This window comes from Maribacter litoralis (genome assembly GCF_003075045.1).
GTDB lineage: Bacteria > Bacteroidota > Bacteroidia > Flavobacteriales > Flavobacteriaceae > Maribacter > Maribacter litoralis.
Genome location: NZ_QCZD01000001.1, coordinates 890,925 through 913,861 on the forward strand (window position 1 = coordinate 890,925; position 22,937 = coordinate 913,861).

Consider the following 22,937-nt stretch of genomic DNA (forward strand, 5'->3'; position numbering starts at 1 on the left):
AGTTATTAATGCATTACCTTATAGCTAAATTTCTTAACTACTCTAGCACAATTTTACTGTCATCTATAAATTGGAAAAATGAAAGTTTTTCATTGGAGCCCGTAAACATTAAGTTAGTTGATAGATCAAACAAATGGGCTTCTGTTTCAAAAAAATGCATCATATAGCCGGCCGTATTTACAAAGGCCACGTACTCCCCTATTGCCGGTAATTTGGGTAGTGTAATTTTTCTTTTCAGCAACACATCTCTTTCTAAGCAATAAGCACCGGTAAAAAATACATCTACCTGTTCATTCTCCTTAATTTCAGAATCGTATAACATATAAGGGTCCAGTAGAAAGTCTGCACTAGAACTCATCATTTGGCTCATATTCATTTCCAAACCGACCAACCATTGACCTTTTGCATCTTTTTTTCGATGGACGACCTTTGCTACCGTAATACCAACTTGATCTAATAATGATCTACCTGGTTCTATACGTAATTCAATTCCATTGTTTACAAGCAACGATGCTACCGATAGACCAGATTCATCATCAACAAAATCAAGTACTTCTCTTATAAATCCTTCTTTATTTACTTTATTAAAGTACGGATAAGTGTTCAGTTTACCACGTAGCTTTCCATCTTCTAGCCTAAATCCTAAACCGTTGTCGTTAAAGGTAATGTCGTTATTTTCTTCTACAACCGCTTTCTTCAGGTTTTCATTAAAGGCAAACCATTCTTTTTCGTCTTCTAAATAGTTCATTAAAATACCCCCACCAATATCTATGAAAGAAATATTATAACCTCTATTTTTAAGTTTTGAAACTATGTTTACACTTGTAATTAAGCTAATACTTCTTTGATGGGTAGCATATCCATCCAAATGAAAATGTAGCCCGGTTACCTCTAATTGGTCAAAGGTCTTGTTTTCTCCTACATATGATGAAATAAAATCGATCACGTCATCTACATCGAACCCAAAGCGACTGTATAATTTTTCTTCGTCAACCTCAAAGCCACTTATTCGAAAACCAACATTCGCCTTGTGTCCAATTCTTTTAGCTACCGCCTGTGTAAGAACACATTCATCTTCATTATCTAATATTATCGGTACTCCATTCCTTATGGCCAATTCTATTTGTGGCTCTGTTTTTATTGCCGCCGTCAACACCAAATTTTCACTATTACCACCCAATGAAAGTGACTGTTCCAATTCTTTAAAGCTAGCGGTATCTACACCTATGCCCGATGCAAATGCCTGCTTTACCAACCCTCTAGATTTGTTTGCTTTTCTAGCATAAAAGATTCTATACTTTAAGCCGTAGCTTTCAAAAACTTCTTTATATATCTCGCAATTATGGTTAAAGGATGGTAAGTGATGAATGTTTATGGGAGAACCGTATCGTTCAACCAAACCTTTAACGACGGACTGATTGTTGAACAATTCATGCATCCATTGGGAAGTTTTAGGTGTCAGTTGAAATTTTGGTTTTCCTTTACAATACATTTTCTTCTCTTTCATATTTTTCTGTAATGCCTGCTTTATTCAAAATAGAGGTACATACTCCTTTCGCCCAGACCGATGCAAAATTGTTTTTTGTTCTAGATAACGTATCGTTATCACATGTTATACCTTCTGTTGGGGTACCATAAAATGTAATGTTTTTATCAACCCTACCCTTAGCGTCTATCGCGTTTCCATCTTTGTTTATTTCTATGCAACCGGGGTTATAACTCGTATTGAGTTTATTCTTAAACTCGCGAACAAGTCCGTTTTTTAATAAATTTTGATAGAGCTCGTTTTTAAATTCACCTTCTTTTGCTCTAGAAATTGTTGCATTTAAATAATAGTTTATTTCTGTTTTCCGAGCATTTTTAATTTGCAAGGTGTAATTGTTGTTCAAAGTATTTTCTGAAATATTTGCTGATTTTACAAATGAAAAATCTAAAATACCTGATTTATACAATGCTAGCATTTTTTCCATGTTCTTCACCGGTGGACCGTACGATAAACGATTGAACAATCCGAAGTAATAGGTATCGAACTCCTTCTGTGAAGCAGCATCTAAGCCCCCAAAACTGTATAGTTCATTGAACAATGGACTTATTTTTCTCCAAACTGAAACGGCTGCTAAAAACGGACTTTCATCTTCGCCACGTTTTGCTTCTTCTATCAAGAACTCCAAATAAAATTGAAGCATGATCGATGACAAAATTGGTTCATCTCTAAATGGGTCAACAATAGCCTCCCAATTAAAAACCGGGCATTCGGGAAAATCTTCGTGGAAATATTGTACCTGATTCTCAATAACCGTAAAATCATCATCGAAATAAAATTGATGTCCATGGTTTTTGAACAGAACCCTATAATATGCAAAATAAAATTCCTTTTTTATCAGCGGCAATATGGTACACTTAAAGCTAACAGGTTTGTTTTTCTTTAAATGTCTTACCAAATCGTCTGTGAAAAAGTGTAATTCTGCATTAGAATTAGGTTCCCCATTTCTAGGAACCATTGGCAATCCGGTTCTTGAGAAAGGATAAATTTTAAGCGGTTCTCTCCCTGATGGGTCATATTTAAATTCCCCATTTTCCTTCCTTTTAAACACGCCCTGTCTGCCTTCGGTCAATGCCAAAATAGCATCTATGGCCGTTAATCCAAAGCCCTTTATAGCCACCAATGAATCTTTATTGATGGGTTTTAATTTTTCTTCAACCGGATAAATAAAATCTACACTATTTTCTTTTGATGTCGTATTTTTTTGCGATGTAAAGGTGTGGTGACCTGTAGTAAACAACAGTGAATTACACTGAATACTATTTTCTTTTCCTGATTCTGCTTCCGTATACTTTACTTGATACTCTTCGCCTCTTTTAAACACATTGCTAACCGTACCAATATGCGGTACTACCCTAACGTTTGTTGGTAATTGATCTAAAACCAACTGATAACATTCTTCTAAATACTTACCGACAATTGCTCTGGGTGCATATTCATTTGGTGCTGCATTGGCAAACCTATTCTCAGTTACCCATGAGACAAAATCAGGAGTTGACGTAGCTGGAGCATAAGGCTCTTGCAATATCCAACCATTAATATTTCGGTTGGCATAATTCATTATCAAATATTCAGGTTGATCCGTTCTGTATACATCACCAGATGCCAAAAATGATGTATTATTGAAAATATGTATCTGAATTGATCGATCAATGTTATGTTCGCTTAAATTGGCAATGAGCCTTTCAAATCCGTAAAATCCTTTGGGTCCAAAACCTACAATACCAATAGCATATGTTTCTGTATTTTCCATAAGTCTATATATTTACCAACCGCATAATGGTGTAAAGGCATTTTTACTTTCCGGTAGTTCTTTCATTAGCCATTTAGTATTATAAATGGTATCCAAATAACGCTCGCCCCTATCACATAAGAACAATGCACAATTACTTTCTGCTTCAATATTCTTACTATACTTTTGAACGGCACTGATCATTCCGCCAGATGAGCCTCCACAGAGAATTGCTTCTTTTTCAAGTAGATTCCAACATCCGCGGGCACAATCAACATCATCAACGTAAATCTGGTCAAAAATTTTATCGGTATCTAAAAATTGGGAAGGAACGCCCGCTCCGTGACCAGGAATTAATCGCTTTAAAGGCGGACCGCCAAAGAGAACACTACCTACCGCGTCAACCGCAATAATTTTAGTGTCAAGATTATTCTCCACTATAAAATCTGCGCAACCCATTAGGGTTCCACAGGTACTCGTTGCCACGAACAAATAATCTAATTTACCGTGCAGGGCATCCATAATTTCGGTCATTGTTTGATGATGCGTTAACGGGTTGTTTTGATTACCATATTGGTTGGACCAAAAACTATTGGGAATAGTATTCAGTAATTGTTGAACTTTTTCTAAACGCGCCCCTAAGTAACCTCCGTTATCTTTTGGCTTGGTTACTTTTTCAATACGTACACCATAGGTTTTAAGAATCTTTTCGGTATGCAAATTCAATTTTGGGTCTACTACAACAATTAGATGAAGTCCGTAATGTAAACAAGCCTGAGCCAAACCTACCGCCATATTACCAGAGCTAGATTCAATTACGGTATCTCCTTTTTTGACCTTGCCTTCTTCCATTGCCTTTTGAATAATAAAAAGAGCAGTTCTGTCTTTTATACTTCCGGCAGGGTTGGCAACCTCTAGTTTTCCAAAGAGGTTGAAATGATCGGTTTTTTCTATATTGTTAAGCTTTACCATTGGTGTTTTACCAACAGTGTCTATAATTGATCTGGAAATAGATGTGGTTATATTTTGAATAATCATGGGTTGCTTTTTTCATCCAATTGCGCTGAACTACAAGTGGTAATTTCATACGGATAAAAATAGTTTGACGTAAACTCTTACAATATCACGAAAAGTTAATTAAATAACTCTTTCAGTTTATCAGCTAAAAAACAACATGGATTAGGACTAAAAGCCTTCTCATTTTAAGAATTAAAAACCTTTGTAGGCACTTACCAAATATTCTTCAGTAAATAATCAAATAGTATTAATTTAGACTCAAATATCTGACAACAAAAACTTTAAGATTATTTGTTGTTAAATCAACCAAATAAATCTAAAAAAATCCCTAATTTCAAGGGACTCAAACAAATAGGAAAAACGAATGGCAAATTTCAGTTTAAAAGTTAATGGAAAAACCCAAGAAATAGATGTAGATCCGTCTACACCAATGCTTTGGGTATTACGAGATCATTTAAAATTGGTAGGTACAAAATTTGGTTGTGGCATTGCTCAATGTGGGGCTTGTACAGTTCACTTAGGTGACAATGCGGTCAGATCTTGTCAATTACCGGTTTCTGCTGTTGGCGAACAATCGATAACTACAATTGAAGGGCTTTCTGAAAACGGTGACCATCCTGTTCAAAAAGCATGGCTAGAGGAAGATGTTTACCAATGTGGATATTGCCAAGCTGGCCAAATTATGAATGCCAGTGCATTTTTAAAACGAAACCCTAATCCTACGGATACTGAAATTGAGGATGCTATGAACGGAAATATCTGTCGTTGTGGCACTTATACGCGAATTAAGAAGGCAATTAAGAATGCTGCCTCTATTTCAAACGCGTAGTTAAATTGCCCCAATTTTGGGATATTAACCTTCAAAAAAACAAACACATGACACTCATTAAAACTTCATATAATAGACGTTCTTTCTTAAAAAGTGGTGCGTTAGCAGGTGGCGGAATGATATTAGGCTTCAGTTGGCTGGCTTCTTGTAAACCTACGCCCGAACAAGTAAATAACATGCCAAAAGAATGGTTCAATATTAACGGCTTTCTTAAAATTGGCGATAATGGCATGGTAACGATCATGTCGCCAAACCCTGAAATCGGTCAGAACGTAAAAACTTCTATGCCAATGATCATTGCAGATGAACTTGGCGTAGATTGGAAAGACGTAATCGTAGAACAAGCTCCTTTAAATACCGATATTTTCCAAAGACAATTGGCGGGCGGTAGTCAATCTATACGTGCTGGTTGGTCGGGATTAAGAATGGCCGGCGCTACTGCAAGACATATGTTAGTCGCTGCAGCTGCAGATACCTGGCAAGTTGATGCCTCTGAAATTACGGTGGATAACGGTGTAATCAGTCACACTGCAACGAACAATTCTGCAGGTTTCGGTGACATGGCTTCAAAAGCTGCAACCATGTCAGTACCCGAAGAGGTTCAACTGAAAGAAACATCTGATTTTAATATTATAGGTACAGATAAAAGAAATGTTGACGGACCAAATTTGGTAACCGGTAAACCGTTGTTCGGTATAGACATTCAAGAAGAGGGAATGATGATCGCTATGATCGTGCATCCACCGGCATTTGGACTCACATACAAATCTATGGATGCCGAAACCGTAAAATCCATGCCCGGTATTAAAGATGTATTCCCTATTGACGTTTATCCAGACGATGTAGAAAAACAATGGTCTGACGGTGGTGCCATAAATAAGTTAGTAGCCATTGTTGGAGAAACTACATGGCAATGTATGCAAGCAAAAAAAGCATTGAAAGTAGAATGGGAAGAATCATCTGTTCTAGAAAGTACTGAAGGGCATGATGAAGCTTTAACAAAATTATTGAACACCTCAGCTAAAGCTCCTGCACGTAAAGATGGTGATGTGGCCGGCGCTTTCAAAAACGCAGCTCAAATAATAGAACGAACATATAGTGCTCCATTTTTAGCGCATAATACGATGGAACCCATGAATTTCTTTGCCGATGTAAATGGGGAAAGAGCGTTATTGAACGGACCTATACAGACTCCCGAGTTTTTAGAGAAAACCTTGGCATCTCGATTAAATTTGCCTGTTGAAAAAATTGATATAAAAATGACCCGTATGGGTGGCGGATTCGGTAGACGTCTATATGGAACATTTGGCGTTGAGGCGGCGGTAATTTCGCAAAAAATGCAAGCACCAATTAAACTGGTGTACACTCGTGAAGATGACATGACCCAAGGTACTTACAGACCTACCTATAAAGTAAAATACAAGGCTGGTCTGGATAATGAAGGTAACCTAATAGCGTGGCATGTTAAAGGAGCGGGATCAAATGATGACCTTCTCTTTGAAAACAGATTTCCTGCTGGTGCGGTAGATAACTACTTAGCCGAGAAATTCAGTTTAGAAACAAATGTTACTACCGGAGCATGGCGTGCGCCACGTTCTAATTTTGTTGCCGGGGCAGAACAAGCTTTTATTGACGAAGTTGCAGAAGCGGCTGGTAAAGACCCTATAGATTTTAGATTAGAACTATTCGATAGAGCTATTAAAGATCCTGTTGGTGAGCCTGAAAAAAATGATTACGATCCAGAACGCTATGCAGGAGTATTAAAATTGGTAAAAGAAAAATCTGATTGGAACTCTTCACAGAACAACGGTAAATCTAGAGGAGTTTCAGCATATTACTGCCATAATTCTTACGTGGCACAAGTATTGGACTTAAATAATGATACAGATTCGCCAAAGGTAGATAAGGTTTGGTGTGCGGTTGATTGCGGAATTGTTATTAACCCAATGGCAGCAAAAAATCAAATAGAAGGTGGTATTATCGATGGTATTGGCCATGCTACTTATAGTGAAATGACCTTTGAAAATGGTCAGCCACAACATAAAAATTTTGATACCTATCGCTTAATAAGACATAAAGAAGCACCTAAAGAAATTGAAACCTTCTTTGTTGATAACGGTATAGATCCGACAGGCTTGGGTGAGCCTTCTTTACCGCCAATTGTGGGCGCATTAGCAAATGCCCTTTATAAAGCTACCGGTCAAAGACATTATAATCAACCTTTTATTACAGAGAAATCTGTGATAGGTTAAAGCCCTTATGCTATTGTAATATTGAAACGCCAGATTTTTTGTCTGGTGTTTTTTTAGTTCAAAAAGCTATATTTTAAATTTCAATACTGCCCTTACATAGCTTCTTGAGTCATTATCTATAGTAAGTATCGTATTATTGTCGCCATCTTTCAACTTATTGCTAAGATTAAAATTATAAGCTGCCCTTAGATCTAACTGAAGGTGATTGGTAAAATGATATTCATATTGAAGACCTCCATTGATCAACGACATATTTATAAGTTCCGCTATTTCCGTTTCATTAACCAAAGCCCCGTTTTGCACATTTGAAGTAAAACCGTCTAGCTGGGCAAACAACTTAAGCCTGTGCCTATCTGAAATATGATATTGTAAATTGGTTTTAGGAATTCCTAGGTTATAAGACCAATCTGCACTGAATTTCTTGTAATAACTTATAAATGGCAAGGGAAATAAATAGCCTCTATTTTGCGAATACGATAGTCCAATAATTAAACGAGAAGGTTTATACTCATCTTCATATTTTTTAATAAAAACCAAGTCGCCCGAAAAGACAATATCATCTACCGTAAGATTTCTTGCCGTATGGTTAGTGCTTATACCAGGTTGAAACCTAAAGCCTAACCTCCAATCATTTTTTAATGGTTGTGTGTAGCCTATTGTAAAATCAAGTAATCTAAAATCGTCTAATTGATTTCTATTAAAAGGCAATTCTTCATCTTTGAACCGCAAATGAATATCACTGTAATCAAAACCTAAAAACAGATACTTTCCCTCCCCTTTTAATGGAATGGGTGCATTGATCATAACCCTAGAACGGGTATACTCAACATCAGAATTTTTATTGGGGATAAAAGTAAAGTCTATTCTTGCCAAATCGCTCAATTGAGCTTGTAGCGTAAAGGTTGTCAAGAATAAAAAAAGGATTAGAAATCTCAGCTGCATGCAATTGTACTTACCATCTATCTAATTAAGGATAATGCAAGTACCGCATTTTTATTGTTGTTGAATAGTGCTAATACATATAAAAGTATCTTAAAAGATAGTGAACTGTCTATAATTCTAAAACCTTGGTCACCCTTGCCAATTCTTTATCGAATAGTTCTTTGGTAACTTTTTGGGTATAAAAAGGAACCATTGCATTTAACTTTTCTTTTCCTTGAACCGAGTTTATAAGTTCCGGAAATGCTTTTTCAATGACATCGAGCATAATTTTTACTGAGGTAGAAGCTCCTGGTGATGCACCTAACAAACAAGTTATTCTGCCATCTTTACTACTTACAAGTTGAGTTCCGAATTCTAAAGATCCTCCTTCAAACTCATCTCTTTTAATGGTTTGAACACGCTGACCGGCAACCAAAATTTCCCAATCTTCATTTTTTGCATCTTTAACAAACTCACGTAGCAATGCCATGCGGTCGTCAAAACTCATGGCAACCTGCTCTATCAAGTATTTGGTCAACGGAAGATTATGCCAAAACACACCCCACATGGAAGGAATATTATCAAAATTGATAGACTTGAATAGATCTAAATACGAGCCTTCTTTTAAAAACTTAGGACTAAACCCAGCAAACGGACCAAACAAGAGCTCTCTTTTACCGTCAATATATCTGGTATCTAAATGCGGTACTGACATAGGTGGATCTCCAATACCCGCCTTACTGTACACTTTAGCATTGTGTTGCTTTATAATATCTTCGTTCTTACAGACCAACCACTCGCCGCTTACAGGAAAACCACCGTAACCGTCTTTTTCCTCAATCTCAACTTTCTGTAGCAACAAAAGGCTACCACCACCGGCACCGATAAAAACATGCTTGGCATCTACCGTATTCTTATCACCCGTTTTTAAATTTTCCATCTTTACCAACCAATCTTCATCATGATCTGGATCGATATCTTCAACCTCTGTATTGAATAATACTTTGGTATCATATTCATCATTTAGTATGGCAAACAATTTTTCGGTTAATGAACCATAGTTCATCTCTGTTCCTCTTTCTATTCTTGAAGCTGCCATAACCTCATCTTCTGTACGCTTATGCATCATTAAAGGGAACCACTCTTTCATTTTCGCTATATCCCTTGAAAACTCAATAGTGTTGAACATAAAATGTTCTTTAAAGGCTTTGTAACGGTCTTCTAGATAATCTGCATTCTCTTTACCCCTTACCCAACTGTGATGGGGCACCGGTGCAATAAATGATCTTGGATCATCGATCAGACCTTGTTCAACAAGGAAGGACCAGAATTGCTTTGAGGTTTCAAACTGCGTACAAATATTAATTGCCTTATTAATATCAATTGTACCATCTTCGGTTTGCGGAGTATAATTCAATTCACAAAGGGCAGAATGTCCTGTACCGGCATTGTTCCAAGCAGCTGAACTTTCTTGTGCAACCTTATCTAACCGTTCAACGATCAGCACGTTAAGATCTGGCTTCAACTGTTTTACCAATAAAGCCAAGGTAGCGCTCATGATACCTGCGCCTACACAAATAAGGTCGTATTCTTCTCTCAGTTCCATTATCTCTACTTTTTTACTACTAAGTTGGTAATAATTTGTAACAAAATTTTATTCAAGCTACTAATTAGTTATTAATCCTAAAATAAATATCCTTGAATACAAAAATATTAATGACTTTTAGCTCCTTGTTTTTAGCGATTATGGGGCTAACTATTTCTTTTTTGCCAAATGAACTAATTAACTATCTAGACATTGAATCAAATATTATAACAATACTTTTCATAAAAATCTTAGGTGCATTGTATATGGCGTTTGGAATTTTAAATTGGATGGCGAGAGGAACATTATTTGGAGGAATTTACAATAGACCAATTACTATGGGGAATTTAATGCATTTTGGAGTTGGAGCAATTGCATTAGTAAAAGTTGCATCTAACAGTGCCAATTATTCAGAAATTATAATTCCTCTAACTGTAATTTATATAATCTTCGCGCTATTTTTCCTGTACATTTTTAAAACCAGCCCTGCCACTATAGAAGGCAAAAACAATTCCTAACAATAGGATGTTTTAAAACCAATGTCTAGAATTCAAGTAAAATTTTATTTAGTAAATATGCGTTCAAATACCTAAAACGTAAATACCTATACCTTAAACTAGTCCATCACAAACTTAAATCCCGCGGTGACGATACTAGAACTAAAGCTATTGTCCCTATCATATTTATAAAACTTCAAATCAATACTTTTAAGCCCGAGTTTCCAGATATGCATTTTTGTAAAAATATCCGTGTAGGAAAGGCCCATACCAAATTGATTTGCCGAATATTTTGACAAATCATAATCTGAGGTATAAAACGTATCAGTAGAAAGTGCTTCTTCATATTCAAAGAAATAATCTGCGGCAGTTTGTTGGTAATATCTATAGGATGGGTATACCGTAAACTTATCTGAAAGCTTAATAGGCACCTCTACACTTGCAGTATGGGAGTTTATACCCCAATCATCGTAGTAATACCGATAATAGGAACGTAAAACAACACTCTCATTTATATACCAATTTAATCTACCGCCACCCGCAACTTTAAAGCGGCTATCGGGTAGTTGCTCAATAGCATCCGCGAGTTGAAATTCTTGAATAAATGAATCGGCTACATCGGCAAAATAAACACGTTGAAAAGGTGTACTTAGTAAACCATCTTGTTTTACAAAATCTAGAGCCAATGAACCTTGAAGAATTTTACCTAGAATTTGAGAAAAGCCCAAACCTACGGAATAAGAATTTCTTGTTTCATCTGCAAAATTCTCAAAAGTAGGACTGTAATCTGTGTTGCCGGTAATTGTTTTGTTTGAAAAGAATCCGTTATCCAAACCATTTGCCCCACTTACAAAAGGCCTTAGTTCCGTTGGGTAAATTGGAGTCCAGGTATCCAAGAAAATATTGGCATTAATACTTACTTCGGTATTTTTTTCATTGAAGAGTTTTGTAAATGCTCCTCCGAATCCGAATGAAAAATAATCATATTCCGATGATACCGATAGATTTCCAGAGAACATAGTATTTCTATCATCTGAACTATGCGTATATGTGCCCGACAAGTTGGTCCATACATCTGATCTGGAAGCTCCGGAGCTTGCCACAAATGAATCTGCCCGCTCATTGCCATCAAATGGATCTACATTACTTGAAGATGCAGATGTATAGGCAGAAACCCCTGCATCAATAATTAAAACATCATCATCACTTAAAGGTACCGATATTATGATTGTTCCCGTTACATCGGTAAGCTCTTCTGTTCCCCTTCCGCCGGTCACGGCAGCATTATCACCATCTTGACCATAGTAGCTACTTAAGAAATCTACTTCTGTAGTTTCTAATACACGTTTTTTATAGGAATTTGCAGTATTCATATTTTGTTGGGCATGACCAAAACCCCACATTAAAAATGCGACCAGTAAACCTAAAAATCTGAATCTTTGTATTTGTTGTTGCATTATCACTTACTAATTACAGCCGCATCCGCCACCAGTTTTACCTCCATTAGCACCAACAGCAGCTTCTCTATAAGAATGCATGGTAATAACGTTTCTATCGCACTTTTTATCTTGTAAGGTCATATCGGGATCATTGATATTCACTTTATCATACTCTTTCAACACCGTGCAACTGCTAAGACTACCTAATAGCATTAGAATAATTGAAATCTTCTTCATTCTTCCTTATTTATTTGAATATTCTTGGATGTAATTATATTTCCTTCACCATCGATAATGACACATTCTACCTTAGGTAGCTGTTCAATTCTATTTAACCCTACATCTTTACCCATTACAAATACCGATGTTGCCAAGGCATCTGCCAACTCCGCCTTTGGTGCAAATACCGTTACACTTACAATACCCGTCGCAGGGTATCCGCTTCGAGGATCAATTATATGTGTATATCTAGTATTGTTAAAGGTTACATATTTCTCGTAATTACCAGAGGTAACTACTGCGCCATTATGTACTGGCAATAGTGCAAATACTTTGTTTTTATCTATTGGATTGGTAATGGCTACTTGCCAATCTTTGCCATTGGTTTGCTTTCCCCATGTATTCATGTCGCCAGATGCATTTATGATACCCGCAACAACGCCTTTTGACATCAAGAGCTCTTTCGCCTTATCTGCAGCATACCCTTTACCAATGGCTCCGAAACCAATTTTCATTCCTTCTAACTTCAAAAACACGGTATGGTTCTCTTTATCTAAAATAATATTATGATAACCCACTTTAGCAACAGATGCCTTAATCAAATCATCTGATGGCATATCAGTCATGCTACCATCAAACTTCCAAATGTTGTCCATAGAGGCATAACTAATATCAAAAGCCCCATCGGTCAGCTTTGAAATACCTATTCCACGTTGAATTAAACCGAACAATTCCGCATCGACTTGTACAGGTTGAATACCTGCATTCTTATTTATCAAAGAGGTTTGGGAATTTGGGTCCCACGAAGAAATCAACTTCTCTATTCTACTTATCTCACTGATAGCCAAATCTATATATTCATTTGCTTCAACTTGATCTTTACCAACAACCGTTATTTCAAAACGGCTACCCATTAATTTCAAGGTGCGCTTATATGGCTCTTGAGCAAAAAGAATACTAACAGAAAATATAGTCAATATGAATACTACGTTCTTCAATCTATTTTATAAATGAATTCATTTCTTTAATGTATTCTTTGGGAGAAAGCTTTTTATAACTGGTTTCACCATACACCTCGCCATCGGCATTCAAAACAACTACGAAAGGAAAAATACCCTGCTGGTTATAGCCCTCTGCCAATGCCTTGTTTTTATTCAATTGCTCTTTTGGTAATGCATTCTTTTTTCTACGGGGAAAATCTGCCTGTAACATTACATAATGTTCTTTGGCGTAATCTTTAAATTCATCTGTTGACCAAACTTCCCTATCTAATTTAATACAGGGAGCACACCAATCTGAACCTTGAAAAACAAGTATGATGGGCAAATCTTTTGCTTTAGCGATATTTTTTGCTTCACTGAAATCCGTATGCCATTCTTGGGCAGAACCTAGGGTAATACCAAACATAAAAAGGATGAATACAAATGGCTTCATAAGTAAATCTATTATTAGAACAGTCACATTAAATAATCGGGTTTGCATTCTTTAAAACAAAGGTTTCAACGAACTTTCCCTTAATAGCTAAACGCACCTTTCGACAAAAATTGTGCATTACAATAGTTTGTAAATGTTAATCACCCAACCACCAAAAGAAAAATACTTCGATTAATGACTTTAGTCATATGTAATAGTTGTTGTTGGATATATTTTTGACTCGAAAAAATTCAGATGAAAATCTGAAAAAATTAAATTATAAATTCGGTAAAGAAAAATAGAATCTTTAAATGAATTTGTCAGTTTTTAACTTAAAAATTCCGCACACTTAAAGAATCCTATAAATTTGATAAACACTAATCCCTTTTACACGTGAGTAAAGCCATATATATTGTAACTACAGAACCCAATAGTGGAAAATCGATTGTTTCCCTTGGTCTTATGCAACTTTTACTAGGAAAAACAGCCAAGGTAGGTTATTTCAGACCTATTATTGATGATGTTCCAAATGGTAAAATAGATAATCACATTGATACCGTACTCAGCTATTTCAATTTGGATATGAAACCAATTGATGCCTATGCCTACACCCGTAGCCAAGTAGTACAATTAAAAAATGAAGACAAGGACGATGAAATTGTTGGTCATATTATACATAAATATAAAACCATAGAAAACCGATTCGATTTTGTTTTAGTGGAAGGAACAGATTTTTCTGGCGAAGGCACTATCATTGAATGGGACATAAATGTTCTCATTGCCAAAAACTTAGGTATACCCGCAGTAATTTTAGCAAGCGGAAAAAACAAAACCTTAGACGAATTGGTGGGCAATTTGCATATGGCCTACGATTCTTTTGTTGAAAAAGGTGTAGATGTTCTACTAATTGTTGCCAATAAGGTACAACCCGAGAACGTAATGATTGTATCTAACGAGTTAAAAGAGAAATTACCAAAAGATGTTTTGGTTGGTACTATACCCGTAAACAATATACTTGGCAGCCCTACCCTAAAGGAAATTGCGCAAGAATTAGATGCAAATGTTCTTTTTGGCGAGGATTACATAAACAACCAAGTTGGTAGTTTTAGCGTTGGTGCCATGCAATTACGAAATTATATAACGCATTTAAAAGATGACAGTTTGGTCATTACGCCTGGGGATCGCGCAGATATTATTCTTGGAGCCTTGCAAGCAAATATTTCTACTAACTATCCTAGCTTATCAGGTATTGTTTTAACCGGAGGTCTACTACCCGAAGATTCGATTATTAAACTAATAGAAGGGTTGTCAGATATTATTCCCATTTTATCCGTTGCCAGAGGTACATTCTTCGTTACTAACAAAATTGGCACCATTAGACCACGTATTTACGCTGAAAACAAAGAAAAAATACAGACTTCTATACAAGAATTCGAGAAACATATTCCCACTAAAGAATTGGCGGAACGTTTGATCACCTTTAAAGCAAAAGGCATTACCCCAAGAATGTTTCAGTATAACTTACTTCAAAAAGCTAAATCTTCTAAAAAACATATTGTGCTCCCCGAAGGTTTAGACGAACGAATTCTTTTGGCTACCAAAAAACTTATTGATGTAGATGCCGTACGCATTACACTTTTAGGAAACAAAGAACAAATTATCTCAAAAATTACCGAGCTAGATATCGATTTAGATATTAATGACATTAATATAGTAGACCCAACTAATTCAGTTGATTTCTTAGACTACGCTACTACTTTATATGAATTGCGTAAACATAAAAACGTGAATTTGGCTATGGCCAAAGATTTAATGGAAGATGTATCTTATTACGGTACTATGATGGTACACAAGGGCGATGCCGACGGTATGGTCTCAGGTGCAATACATACTACCCAGCACACTATTCGACCTGCTTTGCAGTTCATAAAAACCAAACCCGGTGTATCTATTGTATCCTCCATATTTTTCATGTGTCTTCCAAACAGGGTAACAGTTTTTGGGGATTGCGCTATTAATCCGAATCCGAATTCTGAACAGTTATCTGAAATTGCAATATCTTCTGCCGCCACTAGTGCCGCTTTTGGTATTGAACCAAAAGTAGCCATGCTTTCTTATTCTTCAGGTGCTTCAGGTGTTGGTGAAGATGTTGATCGTGTACGTAAGGCTACTGAAATCATTAAAGAGAAAAGACCTGATCTTAAAGTGGAAGGTCCTATTCAATACGATGCGGCGGTTGACGCTAAGGTTGGACTCAGCAAACTTCCCGATTCTGAAGTAGCAGGGCAAGCCAGTGTGTTTATATTTCCGGATTTAAATACAGGTAACAACACCTATAAGGCAGTGCAAAGAGAAACAGGTGCATTGGCAATAGGCCCAATGTTACAAGGCCTAAATAAACCTGTAAACGATTTAAGCCGTGGGTGTACCGTAGACGATATTTTTAACACCGTAATTATAACCGCTATTCAAGCACAAGGATTCTAATTTATTTCTATGAATATTTTAATCATAAATTCTGGTAGCTCTTCAATAAAATACCAACTTTTAGAGATGCCTTCAGCTAAAATAATTTGCCTTGGTACTATTGAGCGTATTGGCAGTACCCAAGCTATATCTACATATAAAACGGATACACATAAGGTTGAAAAAACCTATGAAATTGCAACTCACAAAGTTGGTTTAGAGAGAATTACTTCTCTTTTGCTTGATACTGAAATGGGCGTGATCGATAGTACTGAAGAAATAGATGCCATTGGTCATCGTGTGGTACATGGTGGTAAAGATTATGTTGACACTACTTTAATCAATGAAGAAGTTAAACAAAAAATAAAATCGCTTTCTCCCCTAGCCCCTTTACACAATCCTGCCAATTTAGAAGGTATCCTAATGGCGGAAGAAATATTTGAATCAGCTAAGCAGATTGTTGTTTTCGATACTGCCTTTCATGGTACCTTACCAATAAAAGCCAAAAAATATGCCGTTCCAAATATCTTGTTCGAAGAAAAGAGAGTGCAAGCTTATGGATTTCATGGTACTAGCCATAAATATGTTTCTGAGAAAGCAAATGAATATCTAGGCAATAAAAATACTAAGCTCATTTCCATTCACTTGGGAAATGGTTGTAGTATTACCGCTATCAAAGATGGGAAGAGCATTGATCACAGTATGGGATTTGCCCCGTCTAACGGTTTGATAATGGGTACTAGAAGTGGCGAAATTGACCACTCCATTATTTTTTATATGGTGAATACGCTTGGGTATAGTCTAGACGAAGTAAATGAACTTTTAAACAAAAAGAGTGGAATGCTAGGCCTTACAGGTTACAATGACCTACGTGATATTGAAGTAGAGGCGAGTAAAGGAAATACCGATTGTATTCTTGCTTTAGAAATGAACGCCTATCGTATTAAAAAATACATCGGAGCCTATACTGCCACCATGAACGGCTTAGATGCTATCATTTTCACCGCAGGCATAGGAGAAAACTCAAGCCTGATTAGGCAATTGGTATGTAAGGATATGGAGTATTTCAATATTCACTTAGATGATGCAAAAAATGACCTTAGAGCATCTAGCCTTCGTGAAATCAATAAAAAAGATTCAAAAATTAAAATTTTGGTCATACCGACCAATGAAGAATTAGAAATAGCCAAACAAGTATATACCTTACTAACTTAGCGCGAAAATTTGCATAAAGGGTCATAGCTCAAATATTTAATTCACCAGACAATTGTCTAAGAATAATTTCGGATAGTTTTGCTTGAAATTTTGCATTACTAAACCTAACCCTTGCGTTTATATAGTTAAGTTGTGCCGTTCGAAACTCAATGGTAGGAATGATACCTATTCTATACTTTTCTACCGTAATATCTAAGTTTTCCTTAGCTATTGCTTCATTGTTTCCTTCCAATTCTATTAAACTTATATTGGTAAGATAGGTTTGATAGGTAGTGCTCAATGTAGATAGCAATTCCTGTTCTTTTTCTTTAATGGCAATGGCTGCATTTTCCAATTCCATTTTTCCTATTTTCTCATTCCTGTTTTGATTGAATCCATCAAATAGGTTTAATGTTGCCCCAAAACCATAACTAAAACCGTTGGACTCTGAGCTTGTTGTAAATCCAAGACTAGATTCCGATTTTCCAAAATTATAACCCGTAGTTGCATAAATCGTAGGATACCTTGCTGCTTTAACCTGTTTTAATTCTAGCTCACTTATCCTTCTACTGATTCGTTCAGCATTTAATTCGGGATTATTTTCCATTAACTTAGATTCCAAATCGGGCAGCATTAGACTTTCATCAACAAAAATTTCAGGTATTGCCTTAAAGTCGGTTGTTAAGTCCCTCGCCAATTGCTCATTCAGTTGAATTTTGGTATTTGCATACAATTCTTTTTGGCGTTGCATTAAGGTTTGATCGGTATTTAAATCTACTTGCGCATTAAGCACTTCCAACTTAGAAGCTTTACCTATGGAAAATCTATTTTTTGCTAATTCTACCCGTTGTTCGGAAATGAAAATGGTACTATCCAACGCAGCTAACTGCTGTTGTTGTTGAACTAAATCATAATAAGTAATCATTACCTCTCCTACCTTGGTCAAAACTACTTGCTTTAACTCTTCCGCACCTAAATCCCTATTCTGTTTTAACTGATCGTATGCCGCAAACATGCTTAGACCATCAAATAATGTCCAATCAAGAGATACACCATAATCTAGACTATTGTTTTTTGCGTTGTCTTGCTCTACTTGAGAACCATCTGATCTGGTTTGTGATAAATTCTGTATACTATTATCATCTTCAATGGTTGCTTCGATAGTGGGCAGCATACCAGCAAAACCCGGACTAACCGATACAGAATCTATTTTTAAATTATTGGCGGCGGTAATAATTTGATAGTTATTCTTCACCGTAATTTTAACAGCATCTTCAATCGTTAGAATTTCTTGCGCAGTACCGTTAAAACATAAAAATATTACTGATAAAAATGTAAGCTTCGATAAATTCATTCTAGTTTGTTTCAAGTACTTTAAACTCTGGTCTTTCTACTTTTTCCCTAGACCATAACAAATACAGTGCAGGTATAATAAATAGGGTCAAAAGCAGCGAGAACATAGTGCCTCCAATAATTACTACACCCATTCCTATTCTACTTGTAGATGCCGCACCTAAAGACAAAGCAATTGGTAATGCACCTAACGCAATGGTTAAACTAGTCATTAATATGGGTCTTAATCTAGATTCTGAGGCTTGTAATATCGCCTCACTTTTTTCCATACCCTGTTCTCTTAGTTGGTTCGCAAATTCAACAATTAGAATACCATTTTTAGTTACAAGACCAATTAACATAATAGTACCGATCTGACTGAAAATATTCCAAGACTGCCCAAACAACCATAACGAGAAAAGAGCACCTGCCACAGCCATTGGCACCGTTAAGATGATAATAAAGGGGTCAATAAAACTTTCAAACTGGGCTGCCAAAATTAGAAATATCAATAGCAGTGCTAGACCAAATGCAAACAATGTATTTGAACTGCTCTCAACAAAATCACGAGACTCACCACCCAAATCTGTGGTAAAGGTTTCATCTAGAACATTTTCCTTGATTCTTTCCATTGCCGCTATACCATCGTTTATAGTTTTTCCGGGGGCAAGATTCGCAGAAACCGTTGCGGCCATGTAGCGGTTATTGTGATATAGTTGCGGCGGACTACTATGTTCTGAGGTGTGAACCAAATTATCTAGCTGAATAAGCAATCCGTCCTTATTCTTCACAAAAATGGATGTAAGGTCCATTGGCGCATTTCTATCTTCCTTGTCAAACTGACCAATTACCTGATACTGTTTACCATTCTTTAGAAAATACCCAAATCGTTGTCCACTTAATGACAATTGTAAAGTTTCCGCTACGTCTATTACAGAAACGCCCAAGGTCTCCGCTTTTTCCCGGTCAATGGATACATATAACTCCGGCTTGTCAAATTTTAAATTAACATCTACATACGAAAAGGTTTCATCCTTCTCTGCCTCTGCCATAAATGCTGGAATATAATCCTTCAACTTATCAAAATTTTGTGCCTGAATAATATACTGTATCGGTGGTCCACCACGTCTGTTGACTGAAATTGTAGGGCGTTCAGACACATTTGACTTTCCTCCCACATAGGCTTTTGCCCACTCGCCCAGATCGTTGGCGATTTCTCTTTGAGATCGATCGCGTTCACTAGGTTCTACTAAAGCAATATTTGCCCTACCACTGTTTACTGAAGAAGATCCAAATCCGGGCGACGTTAATACCAAACTTACCTTTTTCTCCGGTACGGAATCATTTATTAACTCGGTAATATCGGTCATAAGGCGATCCATATATTCATATGAAGAACCTTCTGGCGCATTTACGCTCAAACGGATAAAGCTACGATCATCATAGGGCGCCGTTTCTTTGGGTAGTATGATGTAAAACACTGCAATTAACGCAATACATCCCGCGAGAATAGGAAAACTCAGCCATTTTCTTTTCATGAAAACCCGCAGCGATTCTGCATAGGATTTGTTCATTTGCAAAAAGTACTTTTCGGTAACATGGTAAAACTTAGACTGCTTTTGCTTACCGGGTTTAATAAGATATGCATTTAACATAGGCGTCAACGATAGCGATACAAATGCCGAAATCAATACAGCAGCACCCAATACCACACCAAATTCCCTAAAAAGTCTACCTACAAAACCTTCTAGAAAGATTACCGGTAAAAACACGGCAGCTAAGGTTATTGAGATGGATATCACCGCAAAGAATATTTCATTAGATCCTTTTATGGCTGCCTCTATCGGGCTCATGCCCTCTTCTACTTTTTTATAAATATTTTCTGTTACCACAATACCGTCATCAACCACCAGACCCGTTGCCAATACGATCGCCAAAAGAGTCAAAACATTTATTGAATACCCAAACAACCACATAACAAAAAAAGTGGCTATCAATGACACAGGAATATCTATTAAGGGTCGCATGGCCATTGACCAATTTCTAAAGAAAACAAAGATGACCAGTATTACCAGAATTACCGAAATAAGTAATGTTTCGGCTACTTCGGTAACTGCACGTCTAACAAATACGGTATCATCGATTACAATGTTCAATTTAAAACCCTCGGGCAGGTCCTTTTTAAGGTTTTCGTATTCTTCGTAAAAAGCATCTGCGATTTCCAAATAGTTTGTACCCGGTTGCGGTATTACTGCTGTTGCTACCATAGGCTGACCAGAATCGCTCATTTTGGTCTCCATGTTCTCCCCTTCTAAAGAAGCTTTGCCTATGTCGCTTAAACGAACTAGTTTATCTTTATCTGCAAGGATAATGATATTATTAAATTGCTCTTCGGTACTTAAGTTTCCTATGGTCTTTACCGTTAGTTCAGTATTATCCCCAGTTAATTTTCCAGATGGCAATTCAATGTTCTGTGCCAAAAGTGCATCTTGTACATCAGAAACCGTTAGTCCATATGAGGATAGTTTCAGAGGATCTATCCAAAGTCGCATGGCATATCTACGCTGACCCCAAATTTGCACGCTACTAACCCCTGGAATGGTCTCTATTCTTTGGGCGATAACATTTTCCGCATAATCAGATAGTTCTAAGATGTTCTTATTATCGCTCTGCACGGTCATCGACAGAATCCTTTGTGCATCTGCATCGGATTTTGATACAACCGGGGCAGAATCAAGATCATCTGGCAAACTTTTTACCGCTTGCGAAACCTTATCCCTTACATCATTTGCAGCATCTTCAAGATCTTTATCCAAATTAAATTCAATACTTATTGAACTTGATCCTTGTACACTTGATGAAGTAATATTTCTAATACCGTCAATGGAGTTAATCGCCTTCTCTAAGGGCTCTGTAATTTGAGATTCTATAATATCTGCATTGGCACCGGAGTATGTTGTTCGTACCGATACCTGTGCCGGATCAATAGACGGAAATTCCCTAATTCCTAAATAAGTAAAGCCAATGATCCCAAAAAGGACCAGTGTTATGTTCATTACTATGGCAAGTACCGGTCTTTTAATACTTAAAGTAGATAGATTCATTATTCCCCTGTTCTTGATTCTGATTGATTAAAATCTATTTCTACCGGAGTACCATTTTTTAACGCCATAACACCATACGTTAAAATGGTATCACCTGCTTTTAATCCTGTAAGTACTCTCACTTCGTTTCCAGTTCTTGTTCCGATCTCTACATCTATCTCTTTTGCCCTTCCTTTTTCGGATATAAAAATGCGTTTACCGTTCTGTACCGGAATCAATGATTCCGATGGAACCAACAAAGCATTGTCCACACTTTCTAAAGGCAACAAAACATTTGCATAGGTACCTGGGTAAATTTTACCTTCACTATTTTCTGCAATAGCCCTCATTTTCAATGTTCTAGTTGCTATTTCAACTTCTGGTTCTATAGCATATACGGTAGCCTCATACGCGGTATTTGCATCTGAAGTTGTAAAAGTGAGGTCTGTACCTATCGCTACCTGAGACGCATATTTTTCTGGAATGGAAAAGGTGATTTTGAGCTTACTGGTATTCACCAACTTTGCAATAGGGGTCAGTGGTGTAACATATGTACCTTTTGATATGGAACGTAGCCCAATTGTACCTGAAAAAGGTGCCCTAACAATTGTTTTTGATAGTTGTGCCTGTATGAGTTGTGATTCTGCACTGGCGGATTGAAAGTCTGCACTGGCTATTTCATATTCTTCTTGACTTATTGCCTGCTTCTCTAATAGTAATTTTGCCCTACGTTCATTTTCCGAAGCGAGTTTTTGTGCGGTCTGTACTTTAGAAAGCTGTGCCTGAAGTTCAATATCATTTACCGTAAAAAGTACTTGACCTTCCACTACTTTACTACCTTCCTCAAAATTGATGCTTTCAACGACACCGGAAATTTCACTTCTAATCTCTATTTGTTCATTGGCCTCAATGGTACCGGAAAGTGAAATATTGTCATTAAACTCCTGTGGTTGTAAAACAAGTCCTTTTACTGATGTTGCGGTAGAAGATTCTGCTGATGACTTTGTCGCCCCAATTTCATTATTGGCATTTATTCGATAAATGATCAAAGCGGTAATCCCAATCAGCAAGATACTGTAAACAATGTATTTTGTTTTCATAGGTGGTGAGATTGAATTTAGTTAGTTTGGTTACTAACAAATCTAAACCTAATCACCAATTTTAGGGATACCTTAAGCTATATTTAACAAGGTTTTAGCACCATATTTTCAACTAAATAAAAATAGGTGTTAAAGACTGTCAATAAGGTAATTTTATAGGACATTGAAAATATAAAATGGTTTAATCTATCCTCATTTTTAACATAATCACTCCTTCATCAATCAAAATAACAAATACTTTAAAAAATTATTGATGCAGGTACAATTGCTCTCTTAACGCTAAGAAATAAAAAATCTGGTGCCTTAGCAGAACGT

At 36.6% G+C, this 22,937-nt stretch carries 17 protein-coding genes; 5 read left to right on the forward strand and 12 right to left on the reverse strand.

All coding sequences use genetic code 11. The features are described from left to right. Nucleotides 1-37: 37 nt before the first annotated feature. Genes DCS95_RS04220 through sbnA form a run of 3 tightly spaced genes read right to left on the reverse strand, consistent with a single transcriptional unit; the run spans nt 38 to nt 4,313 of the window. The gene (locus DCS95_RS04220) at nt 38-1,507 is read right to left on the reverse strand and encodes a type III PLP-dependent enzyme domain-containing protein (RefSeq protein WP_244178372.1); all 1,470 of its coding nucleotides are present in this window, start codon (nt 1,505-1,507) and stop codon (nt 38-40) included. Then, nucleotides 1,482-3,296, reverse strand: a complete 1,815-nt coding sequence (locus DCS95_RS04225) for an FAD/NAD(P)-binding protein (protein ID WP_116769568.1) — start codon at nt 3,294-3,296, stop codon at nt 1,482-1,484. Before DCS95_RS04225 ends, DCS95_RS04220 begins: the two co-directional genes overlap by 26 nt. 12 nt (nt 3,297-3,308) lie before the next feature. Beyond that, nucleotides 3,309-4,313, reverse strand: coding sequence for a 2,3-diaminopropionate biosynthesis protein SbnA (sbnA, locus tag DCS95_RS04230; protein ID WP_116769569.1), 1,005 nt, complete (start codon nt 4,311-4,313; stop codon nt 3,309-3,311). A 343-nt stretch (nt 4,314-4,656) separates the two neighbouring features. Here sbnA and DCS95_RS04235 point away from each other — a divergent pair, with 343 nt between their 5' ends. Next, complete coding sequence (locus DCS95_RS04235; RefSeq protein WP_116769570.1) at nt 4,657-5,121, forward strand: (2Fe-2S)-binding protein; 465 nt, start codon at nt 4,657-4,659, stop codon at nt 5,119-5,121. A gap of 47 nt (nt 5,122-5,168) precedes the next feature. Then, nucleotides 5,169-7,373 carry a xanthine dehydrogenase family protein molybdopterin-binding subunit gene (locus DCS95_RS04240; RefSeq protein WP_116769571.1) on the forward strand — a complete coding sequence of 735 codons (2,205 nt, stop codon included), beginning with the start codon at nt 5,169-5,171 and terminating at the stop codon, nt 7,371-7,373. A 66-nt stretch (nt 7,374-7,439) separates the two neighbouring features. On the opposite strand, the gene DCS95_RS04245 is transcribed toward DCS95_RS04240, so the two are convergent. Both DCS95_RS04245 and mqo read right to left on the reverse strand, forming a co-directional pair. Continuing rightward, complete coding sequence (locus DCS95_RS04245) at nt 7,440-8,315, reverse strand: DUF6268 family outer membrane beta-barrel protein (protein ID WP_164674114.1); 876 nt, start codon at nt 8,313-8,315, stop codon at nt 7,440-7,442. A 109-nt stretch (nt 8,316-8,424) separates the two neighbouring features. Next, nucleotides 8,425-9,900 (reverse strand): malate dehydrogenase (quinone), encoded by a 1,476-nt coding sequence (mqo, locus tag DCS95_RS04250; protein ID WP_116769573.1) that lies wholly within the window; start codon nt 9,898-9,900, stop codon nt 8,425-8,427. A gap of 92 nt (nt 9,901-9,992) precedes the next feature. Between mqo and DCS95_RS04255 the strand changes: the two genes are divergently transcribed. Next, nucleotides 9,993-10,397 (forward strand): hypothetical protein, encoded by a 405-nt coding sequence (locus DCS95_RS04255; protein WP_116769574.1) that lies wholly within the window; start codon nt 9,993-9,995, stop codon nt 10,395-10,397. Nucleotides 10,398-10,495: 98 nt separating this feature from the next. On the opposite strand, the gene DCS95_RS04260 is transcribed toward DCS95_RS04255, so the two are convergent. From DCS95_RS04260 to DCS95_RS04275, 4 genes are read right to left on the reverse strand one after another with little or no spacing between them, the layout of a single operon-like run. Then, a complete protein-coding gene (locus DCS95_RS04260; protein ID WP_116769575.1) occupies nt 10,496-11,833 on the reverse strand; it encodes a DUF3570 domain-containing protein in 1,338 nt (445 codons plus the stop codon). Between the two features lie 9 nt (nt 11,834-11,842). Beyond that, nucleotides 11,843-12,052 (reverse strand): DUF4266 domain-containing protein, encoded by a 210-nt coding sequence (locus tag DCS95_RS04265; protein WP_116769576.1) that lies wholly within the window; start codon nt 12,050-12,052, stop codon nt 11,843-11,845. Further along, nucleotides 12,049-13,032, reverse strand: a complete 984-nt coding sequence (locus tag DCS95_RS04270) for an FAD:protein FMN transferase (protein ID WP_116769577.1) — start codon at nt 13,030-13,032, stop codon at nt 12,049-12,051. Before DCS95_RS04270 ends, DCS95_RS04265 begins: the two co-directional genes overlap by 4 nt. 1 nt (nt 13,033) lies before the next feature. Further along, nucleotides 13,034-13,468: a thioredoxin family protein gene (locus DCS95_RS04275; RefSeq protein ID WP_116769578.1), complete on the reverse strand. Its 435-nt coding sequence runs from the start codon at nt 13,466-13,468 to the stop codon at nt 13,034-13,036. Between the two features lie 372 nt (nt 13,469-13,840). On the opposite strand from DCS95_RS04275, the gene pta reads away from it, so the two are divergent. Then, nucleotides 13,841-15,934: a phosphate acetyltransferase gene (pta, locus tag DCS95_RS04280; RefSeq protein ID WP_116769579.1), complete on the forward strand. Its 2,094-nt coding sequence runs from the start codon at nt 13,841-13,843 to the stop codon at nt 15,932-15,934. Between the two features lie 9 nt (nt 15,935-15,943). Continuing rightward, on the forward strand, nt 15,944-17,128 hold the full coding sequence (locus DCS95_RS04285; protein ID WP_116769580.1) for an acetate/propionate family kinase: 1,185 nt from the start codon (nt 15,944-15,946) through the stop codon (nt 17,126-17,128). A 28-nt stretch (nt 17,129-17,156) separates the two neighbouring features. Here DCS95_RS04285 and DCS95_RS04290 read toward each other — a convergent pair whose 3' ends face one another. From DCS95_RS04290 to DCS95_RS04300, 3 genes are read right to left on the reverse strand one after another with little or no spacing between them, the layout of a single operon-like run. Then, nucleotides 17,157-18,461, reverse strand: coding sequence for a TolC family protein (locus DCS95_RS04290; protein ID WP_116769581.1), 1,305 nt, complete (start codon nt 18,459-18,461; stop codon nt 17,157-17,159). Nucleotide 18,462: 1 nt separating this feature from the next. Further along, nucleotides 18,463-21,543, reverse strand: a complete 3,081-nt coding sequence (locus tag DCS95_RS04295; RefSeq protein ID WP_116769582.1) for an efflux RND transporter permease subunit — start codon at nt 21,541-21,543, stop codon at nt 18,463-18,465. Next, on the reverse strand, nt 21,543-22,622 hold the full coding sequence (locus DCS95_RS04300; protein ID WP_116769583.1) for an efflux RND transporter periplasmic adaptor subunit: 1,080 nt from the start codon (nt 22,620-22,622) through the stop codon (nt 21,543-21,545). Before DCS95_RS04300 ends, DCS95_RS04295 begins: the two co-directional genes overlap by 1 nt. Nucleotides 22,623-22,937: the final 315 nt, after the last annotated feature.